General features: G+C 66.1%; 18 protein-coding genes. 4 read left to right on the top strand and 14 right to left on the bottom strand.

Annotated features, from left to right (window positions below; all coding sequences use genetic code 11):
• Positions 1-70: 70 nt before the first annotated feature.
• The 9 genes from Ga0609869_RS10290 to Ga0609869_RS10330 are packed head-to-tail and all read right to left on the bottom strand — an operon-like array spanning position 71 to position 7,553.
• Entirely contained in the window at positions 71-943 is an 873-nt protein-coding gene (locus Ga0609869_RS10290; RefSeq protein WP_245972334.1) for an ion transporter, read from the bottom strand.
• A complete protein-coding gene (gene mnhG / locus Ga0609869_RS10295) occupies positions 940-1,275 on the bottom strand; it encodes a monovalent cation/H(+) antiporter subunit G (protein WP_125406829.1) in 336 nt (111 codons plus the stop codon). Before mnhG ends, Ga0609869_RS10290 begins: the two co-directional genes overlap by 4 nt.
• Complete coding sequence (locus Ga0609869_RS10300; RefSeq protein WP_211336822.1) at positions 1,272-1,565, bottom strand: MrpF/PhaF family protein; 294 nt, start codon at positions 1,563-1,565, stop codon at positions 1,272-1,274. Before Ga0609869_RS10300 ends, mnhG begins: the two co-directional genes overlap by 4 nt.
• Positions 1,565-2,044, bottom strand: a complete 480-nt coding sequence (locus tag Ga0609869_RS10305; RefSeq protein WP_125406832.1) for a Na+/H+ antiporter subunit E — start codon at positions 2,042-2,044, stop codon at positions 1,565-1,567. The genes Ga0609869_RS10300 and Ga0609869_RS10305 overlap by 1 nt, the downstream gene beginning before the upstream one ends.
• On the bottom strand, positions 2,041-3,537 hold the full coding sequence (locus tag Ga0609869_RS10310; protein WP_125406835.1) for a Na+/H+ antiporter subunit D: 1,497 nt from the start codon (positions 3,535-3,537) through the stop codon (positions 2,041-2,043). Before Ga0609869_RS10310 ends, Ga0609869_RS10305 begins: the two co-directional genes overlap by 4 nt.
• The gene (locus Ga0609869_RS10315; protein WP_125406838.1) at positions 3,534-3,896 is read right to left on the bottom strand and encodes a Na+/H+ antiporter subunit C; all 363 of its coding nucleotides are present in this window, start codon (positions 3,894-3,896) and stop codon (positions 3,534-3,536) included. Before Ga0609869_RS10315 ends, Ga0609869_RS10310 begins: the two co-directional genes overlap by 4 nt.
• Positions 3,896-4,315, bottom strand: a complete 420-nt coding sequence (locus Ga0609869_RS10320; RefSeq protein ID WP_125406840.1) for a Na+/H+ antiporter subunit B — start codon at positions 4,313-4,315, stop codon at positions 3,896-3,898. Before Ga0609869_RS10320 ends, Ga0609869_RS10315 begins: the two co-directional genes overlap by 1 nt.
• Positions 4,312-6,582 (bottom strand): hydrogen gas-evolving membrane-bound hydrogenase subunit E, encoded by a 2,271-nt coding sequence (gene mbhE, locus Ga0609869_RS10325; protein ID WP_125406842.1) that lies wholly within the window; start codon positions 6,580-6,582, stop codon positions 4,312-4,314. The genes Ga0609869_RS10320 and mbhE overlap by 4 nt, the downstream gene beginning before the upstream one ends.
• Positions 6,579-7,553 carry a universal stress protein gene (locus Ga0609869_RS10330; RefSeq protein WP_125406845.1) on the bottom strand — a complete coding sequence of 325 codons (975 nt, stop codon included), beginning with the start codon at positions 7,551-7,553 and terminating at the stop codon, positions 6,579-6,581. The genes mbhE and Ga0609869_RS10330 overlap by 4 nt, the downstream gene beginning before the upstream one ends.
• A 102-nt stretch (positions 7,554-7,655) precedes the next feature.
• On the opposite strand from Ga0609869_RS10330, the gene Ga0609869_RS10335 reads away from it, so the two are divergent.
• The gene (locus Ga0609869_RS10335) at positions 7,656-8,576 is read left to right on the top strand and encodes a LysR substrate-binding domain-containing protein (RefSeq protein ID WP_125406848.1); all 921 of its coding nucleotides are present in this window, start codon (positions 7,656-7,658) and stop codon (positions 8,574-8,576) included.
• A 158-nt stretch (positions 8,577-8,734) separates the two neighbouring features.
• Here Ga0609869_RS10335 and Ga0609869_RS10340 read toward each other — a convergent pair whose 3' ends face one another.
• The 5 genes from Ga0609869_RS10340 to Ga0609869_RS10360 all read right to left on the bottom strand — a co-directional run bounded on the left by Ga0609869_RS10340 (position 8,735) and on the right by Ga0609869_RS10360 (position 11,685).
• Positions 8,735-9,004 (bottom strand): hypothetical protein, encoded by a 270-nt coding sequence (locus tag Ga0609869_RS10340; protein WP_125406851.1) that lies wholly within the window; start codon positions 9,002-9,004, stop codon positions 8,735-8,737.
• A gap of 555 nt (positions 9,005-9,559) precedes the next feature.
• Complete coding sequence (locus Ga0609869_RS10345) at positions 9,560-9,715, bottom strand: hypothetical protein (protein WP_170168841.1); 156 nt, start codon at positions 9,713-9,715, stop codon at positions 9,560-9,562.
• 251 nt (positions 9,716-9,966) lie between these two features.
• Positions 9,967-10,311, bottom strand: coding sequence for a hypothetical protein (locus Ga0609869_RS10350; protein WP_125406854.1), 345 nt, complete (start codon positions 10,309-10,311; stop codon positions 9,967-9,969).
• Entirely contained in the window at positions 10,290-10,673 is a 384-nt protein-coding gene (locus Ga0609869_RS10355; RefSeq protein WP_170168842.1) for a hypothetical protein, read from the bottom strand. The genes Ga0609869_RS10350 and Ga0609869_RS10355 overlap by 22 nt, the downstream gene beginning before the upstream one ends.
• Positions 10,674-10,905: 232 nt before the next feature.
• Positions 10,906-11,685: an ion channel gene (locus Ga0609869_RS10360; protein ID WP_125406857.1), complete on the bottom strand. Its 780-nt coding sequence runs from the start codon at positions 11,683-11,685 to the stop codon at positions 10,906-10,908.
• A 265-nt stretch (positions 11,686-11,950) separates the two neighbouring features.
• Between Ga0609869_RS10360 and Ga0609869_RS10365 the strand changes: the two genes are divergently transcribed.
• From Ga0609869_RS10365 to Ga0609869_RS10375, 3 genes are all read left to right on the top strand, one after another.
• Positions 11,951-12,439 (top strand): YciE/YciF ferroxidase family protein, encoded by a 489-nt coding sequence (locus Ga0609869_RS10365; protein ID WP_125406860.1) that lies wholly within the window; start codon positions 11,951-11,953, stop codon positions 12,437-12,439.
• Positions 12,440-12,487: 48 nt separating this feature from the next.
• Positions 12,488-12,967: a phosphate-starvation-inducible PsiE family protein gene (locus Ga0609869_RS10370; RefSeq protein WP_211336823.1), complete on the top strand. Its 480-nt coding sequence runs from the start codon at positions 12,488-12,490 to the stop codon at positions 12,965-12,967.
• A 228-nt stretch (positions 12,968-13,195) separates the two neighbouring features.
• Positions 13,196-14,125: a helix-turn-helix domain-containing protein gene (locus tag Ga0609869_RS10375; protein WP_125406862.1), complete on the top strand. Its 930-nt coding sequence runs from the start codon at positions 13,196-13,198 to the stop codon at positions 14,123-14,125.
• Positions 14,126-14,319: the final 194 nt, after the last annotated feature.

Below are 14,319 nucleotides of genomic sequence, written 5' to 3' on the forward strand. Positions count from 1 at the left end.
CCACCGTTGATGTGGGTGCGCCGGGGTACGGGTACGATCCTATCCAGGCGGTTTGTTTGATAGGATTGACCTATCGGTGGCCGTCTTGGCGCAGGTCGCCCGAGGCAGCGCCGGACCGCGGGGTGTCGGCGTCCGGCGCAAGTGCCCGGATTTCCTGTCGCATGAGCTGCAGTTCCTCCCTCAATCGGGCGAATTCCTGTGCCTCGCGGTCGCCGGCGGCATCGGTCGCCTGGGCCTGCATCGCCTCGACGATGATGCCGATAAACAGGTTCAGCACCGTGAACGATGTGAGCAGGATAAAGGGCACGAAGAACGCCCAGGCCAGCGGGAAGCTTTCCATCACCGGGCGCACGATTCCCATCGACCAGCTTTCGAGCGTCATGATCTGGAAGAGCGTATAGGCCGAGGCGCCGACGCTGCCGAACCATTCGGGAAAGGCCGCGCCGAACAGTTTGGTCGCCATCACCGAGAAGACGTAGAAGACCAGGCCCAGAAGCGCCACGATCGAGCCCATCCCCGGGATCGCCGCCAGAAGCGCCGCTACCACCCGGCGCATGGCGGGCACAGCCGAGATCAGCCTGAGCGCCCGCAGCACCCTGAGCGCGCGCAGAACCGACAGCCCCTCGGAGGCCGGGGCCAGCGCGATGCCGACCACTGCCGCGTCGAAGACGTTCCACGGGTCGCGCAGGAAACGGGTGCGAAACACGACCATTTTCGCCAGCAACTCGACGACGAAGATCGCCAGGCAGATGCGGTCGATGGCCAGCAGAACCGGCCCGGCGGCCTCCATCGCCGCATCGCTCGTCTCAAGCCCCAGGACAAGGGCGTTCACCACGATCACCGCCATGATCGCGCGCTGAAAACCGGGCGTGCCGATCAGCCGTTCCATCCGGTCAAGGGGCGCTTTGGGCGTGTCGCCCCGGGCGGCGGGTCCTGCGGTCATCGTGTCTCCTTGGGTCGTGGGGTGGTGGACGGGGGCTGCCGCGTGTTCCACAGCGCCACCCCGGTCGAGACCGCGGCGCGCCCGATCATGTGCGCCGCGATGGGCGCGGTCAGCAGCAAGAACAGCAAGATCGCGACCGCCCGGATCGTGATGTCGGCCGAGCCGAAATGCACCGCCGCGGCGATCACGATCAAACCGCAGGCCAGCGTGCCGATCTTGGTCGAGGCATGCATACGGATCAGGACGTCGGGCATGCGCAGCAGGCCCACGGCGCCGAGCACCCCGAAAACCCCGCCCAGAAGGATGAGGACAGACGTGATCGCATCGCTCATGCGTCGTCCCCCCGGTTTCGGGCGCTGTTGCGTTCGGCAAAGCGCGCCAGCGCCACGGTGGCCAGAAAGCCTACCAGCGCCAGCACGACCGCCACGTCCAGAAAGGCCGGGGCATCATGGCGGATCGCAGACAACCCGCAGAAGGCCACGATGGACACGGTCATCATGTCCAGCGCGACCACCCGGTCGGGCAGGCTGGGCCCGCGCACCAGCCGGACAAAGGCCAGCACCACCGACAGCACGATCATGGCAAAGCCCGCCTCCAATGCGATTGCAAAGAAATTCTCCATCAGGTTCCCTCCACGGCGTCGATCACCCAGCGTTCCATCCCCGATTTCAGAGTGGCGCGCAGCGCCTCGGGGTCGTCGGCGAACATGGCGTGCACCAGCAGCGTCTTGCGGTCGTCGCTCACATCGAGGCTCAGCGTGCCGGGCGTCAGCGAAATCAGGTTGGTCACCAGCAGGATGCCGGCATCGGTTTGCACGTCAAGCGGCACCTCGATGATCGCGGGCCGCGCGGTCTGGCCGGGCGTGAGGATGTCGCGGGCGACTTCCAGGCTGGACAGGGCCAGTTCATAGAGGAACAAGACCACCAGCTTGATCCAGGCGATCACCCGGCGGAAATACTGGCTGGACCCGGTCAGCGGCTGGATCAGCCAGAGCGCGCCATAGCCGATCACGAACCCGCTCAGCAGGCCGCCCAGCGTGACTGAGCCGGTCAGGAACACCCAGGCCAGCGCCAGCAGGATATTGTTGCCGAAGGTGCTCATTTGGGGTCTCCCAGTACGGCGGTCACATAGGCCGATGGGTCCAGGATCTGCGCCGCCGCGGCCTCGGCGAAGGCGACGAAGGGTTCGGGCGCCAGGCCGATCACGATTGTCACCGCCGCCAGCCCCGCCACCGGGGCCAGCAGCGCGGCGCGCTCGCGCGGGGCGATCAGTGACAGACGGGGCGCGATGCCGTCGGGATGGGGGGCCCAGAAGGCGGCTGCCCAGATCTTGGTCATCGAGTAGATCGTCAGCAGACCCACCGCCAGCGCCACCCCGGCGATCACCCAGCCCTCGGCCTCCAGCGCCGCCTTGACCAGCAGGAACTTGGCCCAGAAGCCCGAGAGCGGCGGAAAGCCCGCCAGCGAAAAGGCCGGGATCAGGAACAGCACGGCCAGCAGAGGCGCGGATTTGTAAAGCCCGCCGATACGCGACAATTCGGTGCTGCCGGTCAACCGCTGGGCGGCGCCTGCGATCAGAAAGAGGTTCGCCTTCACGACGATGTGGTGGACCAGGTAGAAAACCGCGCCGACCAGCGCGAGCGGGGTCAACAGGGCAAGCCCCAGGATCATGTAGCCGATCTGGCTGACGATGTGGAAAGACAGGATCTTGCGCATGTCGCTTTGCGCCGCCGCACCCAGCACGCCCGTCACCATGGTCAGCCCCGCCACCCACAGCAGGATCTGGTGGGTGAACCCGGTGTCATGGTCGAAGACCAGCGTGAACATCCGGATCAGCGCGTAGACGCCGACCTTGGTCAACAGCCCCGCAAACACCGCCGACACCGAAAAGGCCGGCGTGTGATAGGCGGCCGGCAGCCAGAAAAACAGTGGAAACAGCGCGGCCTTGACCCCGAAGGCGATCATGAACAGCATCGCCACCACCGTCAGCAGGCCCTGGTCGGTGCCGTCGACCGCTTGGGCCAGGTCGGCCATGTTCAGGGTGCCGGTCATCCCGTAAAGCAGCCCGATGCCGGTGAGGAACAGGATGGTGGAGACGAGGTTCAGTGCCACATATTTCACCCCGCCGTCGATCTGCTCGGGCCGGCCGCCCAGTACCAGCAGCCCGAAGGACGCGATCAGCATCACCTCGAACCAGACATAGAGGTTGAACAGATCCCCCGTCAGGAAGGCGCCGGTGACGCCCGCGATCAGCACGTTGAACAGCGCGTGATAGCCCAGGTGTTCCATCCGCGCGTCGATGTCGGCGAGCGCATAGACCGCCACCGCCAGCGCGATGATCGCGGTGATCAGGACCATCACCGCCGACAAGAGGTCCGCCACCAGCGTGATGCCGAAAGGCGCCGGCCAGCCGCCCATCTGCCCGGCGATCACGCCCTCGGCCAGGGTCGCCCGCATCAACAGCGCCGCGGCCAGCAACAGCAGCGCCGACCCGCCGACCGAGACCCAGCGCCCCGCGCTCCGATCGCGCAGCAGGAAGGCCAGGACCGCCGTGGCGAAGGGGATCGCGATGGGAAGGGATAGCAGCCAACTCACGGCCGCGCCTCCGGTGGCTCGGCCAGGCGCATCTCGTCGGGCTCCAGCGTGCCGAGGGTGGTCCAGGCGCGGAACACCAGCACGATGGCAAAGGCAAACAGGCCAAAGCCGATCACGATCGCCGTCAGCACCAGCGCCTGCGGCAGCGCGTTGGCCGCCGTGCCGGTCAGCGTGTCGGCGCCCTCGGCGATCAGGGGCGGTGCGCCCTCGGTCAGGCGCCCGGCGGCAAAGATCGTCAGGTTGGCCGCGTTCGAGATCAGCACCAGCCCGAAGATGAACCGCATCAGGTTGCCCGCCAGCATCAGGTAGATCGCGGCACCGGTCAGCGCGCCGATGGTCAGCGCAAGCAGCGTTTCCATCAGAGTTCCTCCTCCATGGCGAAGACCAGCGTCAGCACTGACCCGAAGACGACGAGATAGACCCCGATGTCGAACACCAGCACGGTGGACAGCGGCAGGCCCTTGTCGGTCTCGCTGGCGCCCAGAAACAGCCATTGCCCGGTAAACAGCGCGTCCCCGAACAGCGCCGATGCCAGCCCCGCGATGAGGGCGAGGCCGAGGCCCGCAACGGCGATGGCCTGGGGCGCCACGCGCAGGGCGGCGCGGGCATCGCGCGTGCCGCATGCGATGGCGTAGAGGATGAACCCGGTGGCCCCGGTCAGCCCGCCGATGAAGCCGCCGCCCGGCTCGTTATGGCCGCGCAGCAGCATGTAGAGCGAGAACACCAGCAACAGCCCGACGAGGTAGCGCGTGCCGGCGCGCAGGATGACGGAGTTCATGTCCGATCCCCCTTGGTGGTGCGCAGCAGCGCATAGGCCGACAGCGCGGCGATCACGACGACGGCGATCTCGCCGAAAGTGTCGAGGGCGCGGAAATCGACGAGGATCACGTTGACGATGTTGCGGCCATAGGCCTCCGGCCAGCTTGCGGCCTCGAAATAGTCCGTCAGGCGGCGGTCGAGCGGCGCGGACAGTACCGCCAGCAGCACCAGCGCCACGGTCGCGCCCAGCGCGGTGGCCAGTGCCGCATGGGCCGGACGAAACCGGTCGCGCGCCAAGGCGGGCAGGCGCAGCAGCGCCACGGCGACCAGCACCACCACCAGCGTTTCGACCAGAAGCTGGGTGATCGCCACATCGGGCGCGCCGAACACGATAAAGACCAGCGCGGTGCCTATTCCCACCACCCCCAGCGCCGCGATCGCCGCGATGCGCGAGGCGCTGCCCACCGTCAACCCGGCGCCGGCCAGCAGAAGGGCGGCCAGCGCCACATGCACCCAGGTTGCCCCGCTCACGTCGATGGCCAAGGGCGGAAGCCCGCCCGCCATGATGCCCGCGGCGAGCCCCAGCAGGATCGTCGCGAAGGTGGCAAAGAGGTAATCGGTCAGCCGCCCGGTCTGGATCACGCGGGTTTGCCATGCCGCCAGCGCCTTCAGCCCGTCAAGGAACCGGTCCCAGCCGGCATCGAGGCTGGGCAGGCGGCTGAACGCCGCCTCCAACGCCGAACGCAGCGGGCGGTGCCACGCATAAAACGCCAGGCCCAGCACGAAGGTCGTCGCGCTGAGCACCAGCGGCATATTGATCCCGGCCCAGAGCTTGAGTTCTTTCACCTCGGCGGGTGTCCCGGTCAGTGACACGACCGTCGGGGCCACCAGCGCGCGCTGCAAGACATCTGGGTACAGCCCGAAGAGCGCCCCGAGAGCAGCCAGGATCACGGGTCCCGACAGCATCGCCCAGGGCGCTTCGCCCGGGCTGCGGGGCAGGGGACCGCTGGCGGGTCGCCAGAAGGGGCGGAACGCCACCACGCCCGCCACGGCCAGCATCAGCGCGTTGGACACCAGCACCGCGCCCGCCACCAAAACGGGTTCTGACGCGACGGCGAGCGCGCCCGCGTATTTCAACTCTTTCCCGATGAAGCCCAGGAAGGGCGGGAAGCCGGCCATCGACATCGCGGCCACGGCGGCGGCAATCGCTGTGATCGGCATCGCGCGGCCCAGCCCGCCCAGCAGCTCGGCCTCGCGGGTGCCGGTCGCCTTGTCGATGCAGCCCACCACCAGAAAGAGCGCCGCCTTGTAAAGCGAATGCACGATCAGGAAGGTGGCGAACGCGGTCATCGCGTAGCCCGACTCCTGCCCCAGGAACAGCGTCAGCGTGCCCAGCGCCATCAGCGTGGTATAGGCCAGCGCCTGTTTCAGGTCGGTCTGGCGCAGCGCCAGCAGGCTTGCAAAGACCGCCGTCACCGCCCCCAGGATCGTGAGCGTCCACAGCCAGACACCGGTGCCCGACAGCGCCGGGTGCATCCGCGCCAGCAGGTAAATCCCGGCCTTGACCATGGTGGCCGAGTGCAAAAAGGCGCTGACCGGCGTGGGCGCGGCCATCGCGTTGGGCAGCCAGAAATGGAACGGCACCTGCGCCGACTTGGTGAAGGCGCCCGCCAGCAGCAGCACCAGGATCGGCAGGTAGAGGGCATGCGCCTTCAGCGCGTCCCCCTGCGCCAGGATATCGGATATCCGGGTGGTGCCGGCGGCAAAGCCCAGCAGGATCAGCCCGGCAAGGAAGGCCAGCCCCCCGGCGGCGGTCACGAACAGCGCCTGCAGCGCGTTGCGCCGGCTTGTCTCGGCCTCGTGCGAGAACCCGATCAGCAGGTAGGAGGTGAACGTGGTCAACTCCCAGAACACGAACAGCAGGATCAGGTCGTCGGCCAGCACAAGCCCCAGCATCGAGACCATGAAGGCCGTCAGGTAAAGCGCGAAGCGTCCGTATTGCGGGTGCCCCGCGAGATAGGTGTTCGAGTAGAGCAGCACCAGCGCCCCGATCCCGCTGATCAACAGCGCAAAGGTCAGGCTGAGCCCGTCCACCAGCACCGCAAGCGAGAGGCCCAGCGAGGGCACCCAATCGGCCTGCCAGCGCAGCACCGATCCCGCGGCGACGGCCGGCAGCATCGAGGCGAAGCCCGCGAAAAGGGCCGCGGCCAGCACCACGGGCAGAACGCCCACCCAGCCGTTGCCGAGCGGCGCCGGCGCGGCGCTTTCGGAAGCGGGCGCGCTCATGCCAGGGCCTCTTCGGTGATGCGGTCCAGCGTGACGGGCGAGACGAACCCTTTCGGTTTCACCGCCAGCACCGAGGCGGTGACGCGGTTCAGCACCGTCTCGGCGGTGTTGCCGATGAAAAACCCCTCGACGCTGGTGCGGGCAAGCGTGCCGATCACGATGGTATCGATGCCCTCGGCGGCCACGTGTTCCAGGATCACGTCGGCCGCCATGCCCTTGATGTGCAGCACCCGCATCAGGTCGTTGTAGCGGGCGAATTCGCCGGTCAGCTGCTGCAGGCGCGAGGCACTTTGCCGTTCTGCATTGGCGACAAGTTGGTCCACCTCTTCGGGCGGCACCTTGGCCAGGCTGTGGCGCAGGGTCGATTCCTCGGGCAGGTCCCAGACGTTCAGAACGTCGAGCCGCGCCTCGTCCTGCCGGGCCAGCGATGTGGCGAGCTCCATGATCGTGCGGTTCAGGCCGCCTTGCACCTTTTCGTCCGGGTCGGGGGCGACGGCGGCGAGGATGTGGCGCGCGCACGGTTCGGCGCTGGAATTCAGCACCCAGACCGGGCAGGGGCATTTTCGCATCAGGTGCATGTCGGGTCCGCGCAGAAACGGCTGCGCCGGGGCACGCTGGGCCCCCTTCACCACAAGGTCATGGCCGTCGCGCAGGACGCGGCGGATGATCTGGATAAACGGAATGCCCAACTGCACCGTGGTTCGGACGGGTACGTCCTGTTCGCGCAGGGGGGCTGCAAGCGCCTCCAGCCGCGCCCGATGTACGTCGATCACCTGGTCTTCGATCTCGTGCCCGCGCGCCCCGGGCAGCGCCGAGAAAAGCCGCGCCAGCTCGCCCTCGGCGGTTTCGACCACGTCGATCAGCGTAACTTCGGCGGTATTGGCCCTGGCCAGCCCGGCCACGCGGTCGAAGGCGCTCTCGAACGCGCTTTGCCCGTCGCAGACCACCAGTATGTTCTTGAAACGCTGCATCGACCCTGCCTCGTGATTTCCCAACCGAGGTAGACGCGGCGCCTGATTGATCAAATCGAAAATCGGGATACTATTGATAGCTACAGTCTATAAGAGGTTCCGATGCCCACCCTGCAACAGCTTCGCTATCTGGTCGCCGTGGCCGACACCCTGCATTTCCGCCGCGCGGCCGAGGCCTGCCACGTCACCCAACCCACGCTCAGCACCCAGCTCAAGGCGCTGGAAGAGCGGCTGGGTGTCGAGCTGGTCGAGCGCAGCCGGGCCCGCGTCATCCTCACCCCGATCGGCCGCTCGATCGCCGAGCGCGGGCGCCGCGTGCTGCGCGATGTCGAGGAAATCCGGTCGATGGCGCGGGCCGACATGGCGGTGCTGGCCTCCACCATCCGGGCGGGCGTGGTGCAATCGCTGGGGTCGTACCTTTTGCCGCTGATCGTGCCCGACCTGCATGAAAGCCACCCCAAGCTGGGGCTCTACATGCGCGAGGGGTTGCCCGACATGCTGCTGCGCGGGCTCGACGAAGGCGCGCTCGACCTGCTGTTCTTCCCGATGCCGCTGAAGACCGTGGAGTTCGAAACCCTGTCGATCTTCCGCGAACCGATCCAGGTGGTGATGCCCTGCGATCACCGTCTTGCAGAGGCGCCGGATATCGAGCCGGGCCAGCTCAGGGGGGAACGGATCCTGTCGCTGGAGCCCGGGCACAAGCTCTACGAACAGGTACGGGCGCTTTGCGAGGAGTGCGGCGCAGAGCTGTCGCACGATTACGAGGGCACCAGCCTCGACACGCTGCGCCAGATGGTGGCCATGGGCATGGGGCTGTCGCTGATGCCGGCGCTTTACGTGAAATCCGAGGTTGCCCATCGGGATATCGTCGTGGCGCGCCCGTTCCGCGCCACGCCCCCCTCGCGTACCATCGGCATGGTCTGGCGCAAGGGAACGGCAAGAGAGGATGATTACCGCCTGCTGGCGCGGCTGATCTGCGGCATCCTGAAACGCCGCGCGCCGGAAATCACGGTGCTGGGCTAGGCGGCGGCCCGGTCAGGCCGCCGGTTGCGCGGTGGATGCCCTCTCGCAGCCCAGGCCCGGGCAATACCCGCGAAAGACCGGGAAGCGAGCCTCGATCAGCTGACAATGCATTCCGACACCGACGGGCCGCATGTCGCACCCCGGGCGCGGCGGTCGCCTCATGGCGACTCATAGGAAAGCGGCAGGTTTCGGATCATCTTCTTGAGGTCCTCTCCGATCCGCAGGAGCCTCTCCCGCTCCTCCGGGCTTGTCGCGGTCTTTGCCATGGCCTGCCAGTGCTCGTGCCGGCGAAGCAGCTCATCGAGCGAATCGAGAAGCTCGGGGGTCGAGCTATCGGTGACGCTCTGCGCTTTCGCGCGGACCTGTTCGACCAGACGCGAAAGCTCTTTGCGTTTCGATGTGAGATCGTACCGGTCCGAACGGTCCATTTTCGATCCCTCCTTGCCAGAGCGAACGGCGCCGGACGATCCGGTGCCGCGACCGGGCCTTTGAATTAGGAACGTTCTGGCCGCTGAAGCGTTCCCTCAACGTAGGAATGAATTTCCGCCCTTCGTGGTGCGGCATGACACCCCCCGACCGATGCTGCGCTCGGAACGTGCGGCGGCGGACCGCTCAATGACACTTGGATGAGAAAGTTTAGCAATGACCCCTCCGGACACCGACATCAAAAAACAGAAACGCAGACACCGCCCTGTGATCGTTCTGGTCCTGGCAGCGTGTGCCGTGTTCGTGTTTGCCTCTCTGCTGTTCCTTTCGAGCCCGCTGGGGCCCGAGCCTGAAGAGGATGCAACACCCCAGACGGTGGAAGAATAGCGAAGGCTTGGTTCGCAGCAGCGCCGGCGGGCTGTCGATAGGGGCGGCCCGTCCCGTCCGCCAACCGCCAAGGCGCATGCGAGGCGCGCACGCGGGGTTCGCGCCGTTTCGGCGGGGTGGGGCCATTGCCGGCATCAATCCCTTCCGCTCCCTGGCCGGACTTCCAGAAATCACGACCGCGCGGCCGTCTCCTCGCCGATGTCGACCTGGCTCTGGTCGGTGCCCGTCACCATGCCCGACAGACCGGTGACCGGCTTTGGCACGCTGGCGTCGGACAACGTGGCGATCCAGGCGAAGTCGCCGTAGTGCCGAACGTCGAATTTCATTCCCTAACAGATCGTTATCGGCTTTATCTCATCCAAATCTTCCACTCACGTCAACGCAATCAGGGGCGCGCGAGCCGCCTAGATCGCCCGATCGATCTCCGAAACGGCCCGATTGAAATCGGCACGTCAAGCCGGCCCGATGCACGGATCGCGGCAAGAATTCTGTCGACGACGTGATGGGTCTCAATCCTGCGGCTGTCTCCGTTGGTCTGGATTGCCGACGCGAACACCACTCACCCGGGCCTTGGGCGTTATCGCCGGAAGATCCGCGAGATACGCCGCGCAAGAGAGCTCATGCTGTAGCGGCGCAGGTCGGTGCGCTCGACCACGCCATAATTGTGAACGTCAGGTGCGTCGGCGGGTTTATCGACATGCATTTCCGCCCTGGCCTGCAGGGCGACGATTGCCGCCTGCACCTCCTGGCCGGAGGGTCCCGCCGCGCGGCCGTCGGCCGTCCGTGCAAGCCAGCTCTGCAGCAGATCCAGCTTGACCTCGTAGCGGTAGCGCTGCGCGTCTACGATCTCCATCGGATCGTCGAAAAAGCGATCGGGCGCCTTCCGGAGTTCCTCTTGATTCATGCTGTCGCTGTCGGCCATGATCTCCCTTCCACGCCCAAGGCGCCAAGCGGTGTCGTCACCCGATCAACGCCTGACGCCGGGTTTGCGTTGCAAATGAACGCCGTCTTTTGAATGCCGGACGCTCTATCGAACGCCGGGCCTGGAAAACGCCAGCGCGGCGAGCTTTTCGCCGGCGCGCGACCGACGGCTGCGCATTGATCCATCGGCAACTGCCGCAGGCCACGGGCGGGGTCGATGTCCGCCATCCAGGCGCCCTGCGACGCCCAGCGGCTCAGCTGCGGATCGACATCATTCAACTCGACATGTGGGTCCCGGCGCCAGCTCTTGTGGGATTTGTAGAAAGGTATGATTTTCAGGATTTTAAAGAGCGATCTTGCCATAGGGAGCTGGTGTGAACCGTTGCCTGCTGCGCATGGTCCGCACCATGCAGTCCCGTACGAGATCCTCGGCCGCGACCGCGTGCCGGGCGAGCGATAGCGCGCAATCGTTGCGGGCGGACGTCTCGGTCGCCAGACCCGTTTCGAACGTCCCGGTACGGTCGCCCGGCGACCCGGTGCATGGACGGGTGGCGTATCCGGCACCGAACGCCGCGCCCGAAAACCACCTCAGGGCCTACGCCCCGTCGCTGCCCGTGGTCTCGATCTTCAGGGATTCGCCGCAATGCTTGCAGTGGATCGCATCGGGGTCATGGCGGTTCAACCCGCATTCTGGGCATTTGTACTTGATCTTGGAGGGCTGGAATATGGCGCGCGCCAGCTGCACGAACAGCGCAACGCCAACGACCATGATGAACACGCTCAAAAGCTTGCCGCCCGGCGAGGCCAGCGTGATGTCGCCGAACCCTGTCGTCGTCAGTGTCGCAACCGTGAAATACAACGCGTCGATATAGCCCGCCAGGCCGTCATGCGCATCGAACGCCAGCACGAAGACCAGCGAGGTGGTGACGAAGATGAAGACGATCAGATTGACAGCGGCAAGCACCGCATCCTCGTGTTGGCGGAAAAACAGGCTCTCGCGCCTGAGGTCACGCAAAAGGTGGTAGGAATGGATCAGGCGCAGACCGCGCAGGATGCGCAGGAAGGCGAGGTTTTCCGAAAATAGCGGCGCAAGCAGCAGCGATGCGACGACGATTGCGTCGGCCAGGGTGTAGATGCGTCGCAACTCCCGGCCCCGGTTCTCCGAAATCCAGAGCCGCGCCGAGAAGTCCAGCAGGATCAGGATGCCGAGTACCGTGTTCAACCCGGTGGTGAGAGGCGATACCGGCAACGCCGCCGTGGCGATGAAATAGACGATACTCATCGCGTCGAAGGCGATGAGCCCATAGCGAAACCTGCGGGCCTGCTTGCTGCGCCCGGTGTAAAGCAGACGTACTGTGCGTTGAAATTCCTCCATGGCGATACCCTAGCCGATCTGCGCCCGGTTGCGAATGAAACGAGCTGCGCTTGGCACGGGACCGAGGCCTCCACACGCCACCTCTCGACTCCGAAGGCCGAGGGCGTTGTCGACAGGTCTTTCCGTCCCATGGAACTGCCCGCGGTCGCTTACGTTGACTCCATTGAAGGTTGAGGCGGTCGCGGCATCGGCACGGGCGTTCGCCCGACGCGGATGTGCGCCCACCGCGCCGTCTCGGCAGGCTTGAACGGACGGAGGTTCCATCATGGCGGTTGTCGGCCTTCGGGCATTGTATCTCAGCGAACTGCAAGAGGCCCGGTCCTTTGAGGAAAAGACGGCCAAGGCATTCGACCAACTCGCCACGCTGGCGACCGATACGGACCTGAAAGAGTTTTTTCTGGGCGAGGCCGACAACAGCCGTCGCCATGCGGCGCGTATCGCCAGGCTGCTGGACACGCACGGGGCCGATCCGTCGCTGCACGAGGATCAGGCGATGATCGCCATTCTGGACGAGGCGATCGCCTGGGCCGGGCAAATCGACCCCGCCGCCGCGCGGGACGCGGCGCTTGTTGCCTCGGCACAGCGCGTTCTGCATTACGAAATGGCGGTCTATGGCGCGCTTTTCGCATGGGCCAAGCAGCAAGGCCTGGCCGATGCCAAGACCCTCGAAAGCAATCTGGAAAAGGCAAGAAAGGCGGACGCCAAGCTGAATGTGCTGGCCGCCGCTTCGATCTATGCGCAGGCCGCAGCCTGAGCTTTAACGCAAAAAGGGCAGCCGGCGCCTGCCCCAAAGGAGTAAAACGTGGATTTCGAGAAATGGTATGCGCGTTTCGAGCGGTCTGTGGCGGCCATCCTGATGGCCGGAATGGGCGTCGTCATCCTATTGGCGACGTTCAGTTTTCTGCGCACGACCGTTCAGGCCACGCTGGGCTTCGGGGGTGCACTGGACTACGCCACTTTCCAGACGCTCTTCGACCGGGTGCTGGCCGCGGTGATCGCGCTGGAGCTGGCCCATTCGGTCCAGCAGATGGCGGCAGGCCACCGTGGGCTGGTCCAGGTCAAGACCGTGATCATCATCGGCGTTCTCGCGGTCGTTCGAAAGCTCATCCTTCTGGAGGTCGAAAGCACATCCGGCCTCTTCCTGATCGGCGTCGCCGCCGCCATCCTGTCGCTCGGGCTCGTGCTGGCACTGACGCATTGGGTCGGGCGGACGCGTGGTGACGACGGCGGGCCGCTTCCCTCGCCGGGTGCTCCGGCCGGGGACCGGCCGCAAGCCAAGTGAACGCCCCAAGGCGACGGCGTGACGGCACCCTTCCGCCGCGCCCCAGCCGGGGTGCACGAGATCATCCGCCCCTCGAACACAGGGGCGGGGCCTCGGGCGTTCCGATCGCTTCGCGGCTCTTTGTTTAAGAGCCCCCAATGCGGCCGATCACTATAGACGTGGCCGGTCAACGCGACCATATTGCCTGCGGCAAAGTGGCCCGAATTTGGCGAGCAGGGAACCTGTGACGTGACGTATACCGGCATGACATCGGTCGAACTGCGGGCCAAGGACGACCTGTCGCCCGGCAAGCTCTCGGAGACCATGCATCGGGTGGATTTCCACGATACCTGTGACGGAATTGCACGCGTTTCCAGGGTCAATCTCGGCGAGGTTTTCCTCGGCGAGGTCGTGACCGACGGCTTCGATTCCGTGACCGAAACATCGCGGGTGACCGTGCTGCTGCCGGTGACCGGGCGTGTTGGGCTCCAGCGAAATGGCGTTACGCAAAAGGCGACGGGCGCGGATACCCTTCTTGTCCAACCGGGGATACGGCAGAACTACATGCGGGCGGATCGCTCCGGGCGGGCGCGCACCCTCGCCGCGTTCGTGCCTCTGCCGCCCTGCGCGACAGCGCGCAAGACGCAGTTGCCTGCGATGATGTCCGTTGGCGCATCGGCCGAGGCACGCAGCCTGCGCGGCTTTCTCGACTATGCATTCGCGGAATTACGCAATGCCGACAGCCCGCTGCGCCGCCCGGCCGCGAGCGGCGCCATCGAAGCGGTGGTGACCGACGCCGTGCAGGCGTTCTACGGGATCGCCGCGCCGCTGCCCTCGACCGACGCCACATGCCCCGCCCGCGTGCGCGCGGCCCGCGATTACATGCACGCACATGCCGACGAGGCGCTGACGGTCGAGCAGATCGCCCGCGCCGTCGGCATCGGGCCGCGCGCCCTGCAGGCGGCCTTCCGCGACGGGCTTGGCATGACCCCGCGCGAGGTGCTGGCCGAGATCCGGCTGGAGCGCGCCCGCAGCCGTCTTCTGTCGCCCGAGCGCGGGACCACGGTCACCGATGCCGCGCTCGACAGCGGATTTGCACATCTCGGCCGTTTCGCGGGCGCCTATCGCCAACGCTACGGCGAGAGCCCGTCCCAGACGCTGCGCCGCGCCATTCGCTGAGAGGATTTCCCTTCGACCGCGTGCCGTGGACAAGGGACTTCGCGTTTCGGATAGCGCGGCGGCCCGACACGTGTCACCTTCACCATCGTTCAATTCATTTCTTCGTGGGGGCATCGGAAATGAACGCGAGAGTGAACCGGAACCGAACCTGACAGGTTCAATCGCACGCGCCGGAGATATGGGGCGAGCGTTCT

The sequence above is a fragment of the Rhodovulum iodosum genome (assembly GCF_041020385.1).
Classification (GTDB): domain Bacteria; phylum Pseudomonadota; class Alphaproteobacteria; order Rhodobacterales; family Rhodobacteraceae; genus Rhodovulum; species Rhodovulum iodosum.

Coding starts and splice junctions, on each gene's coding strand:
- Ga0609869_RS10290 (WP_245972334.1), bottom strand. CDS start 943: ATGACCGCAGGACCCGCCGCCCGGGGCGACACGCCCAAAGCGCCCCTT.
- mnhG (WP_125406829.1), bottom strand. CDS start 1,275: ATGAGCGATGCGATCACGTCTGTCCTCATCCTTCTGGGCGGGGTTTTC.
- Ga0609869_RS10300 (WP_211336822.1), bottom strand. CDS start 1,565: ATGGAGAATTTCTTTGCAATCGCATTGGAGGCGGGCTTTGCCATGATC.
- Ga0609869_RS10305 (WP_125406832.1), bottom strand. CDS start 2,044: ATGAGCACCTTCGGCAACAATATCCTGCTGGCGCTGGCCTGGGTGTTC.
- Ga0609869_RS10315 (WP_125406838.1), bottom strand. CDS start 3,896: ATGGAAACGCTGCTTGCGCTGACCATCGGCGCGCTGACCGGTGCCGCG.
- Ga0609869_RS10320 (WP_125406840.1), bottom strand. CDS start 4,315: ATGAACTCCGTCATCCTGCGCGCCGGCACGCGCTACCTCGTCGGGCTG.
- mbhE (WP_125406842.1), bottom strand. CDS start 6,582: ATGAGCGCGCCCGCTTCCGAAAGCGCCGCGCCGGCGCCGCTCGGCAAC.
- Ga0609869_RS10330 (WP_125406845.1), bottom strand. CDS start 7,553: ATGCAGCGTTTCAAGAACATACTGGTGGTCTGCGACGGGCAAAGCGCG.
- Ga0609869_RS10335 (WP_125406848.1), top strand. CDS start 7,656: ATGCCCACCCTGCAACAGCTTCGCTATCTGGTCGCCGTGGCCGACACC.
- Ga0609869_RS10340 (WP_125406851.1), bottom strand. CDS start 9,004: ATGGACCGTTCGGACCGGTACGATCTCACATCGAAACGCAAAGAGCTT.
- Ga0609869_RS10345 (WP_170168841.1), bottom strand. CDS start 9,715: ATGAAATTCGACGTTCGGCACTACGGCGACTTCGCCTGGATCGCCACG.
- Ga0609869_RS10350 (WP_125406854.1), bottom strand. CDS start 10,311: ATGGCCGACAGCGACAGCATGAATCAAGAGGAACTCCGGAAGGCGCCC.
- Ga0609869_RS10355 (WP_170168842.1), bottom strand. CDS start 10,673: ATGGCAAGATCGCTCTTTAAAATCCTGAAAATCATACCTTTCTACAAA.
- Ga0609869_RS10360 (WP_125406857.1), bottom strand. CDS start 11,685: ATGGAGGAATTTCAACGCACAGTACGTCTGCTTTACACCGGGCGCAGC.
- Ga0609869_RS10365 (WP_125406860.1), top strand. CDS start 11,951: ATGGCGGTTGTCGGCCTTCGGGCATTGTATCTCAGCGAACTGCAAGAG.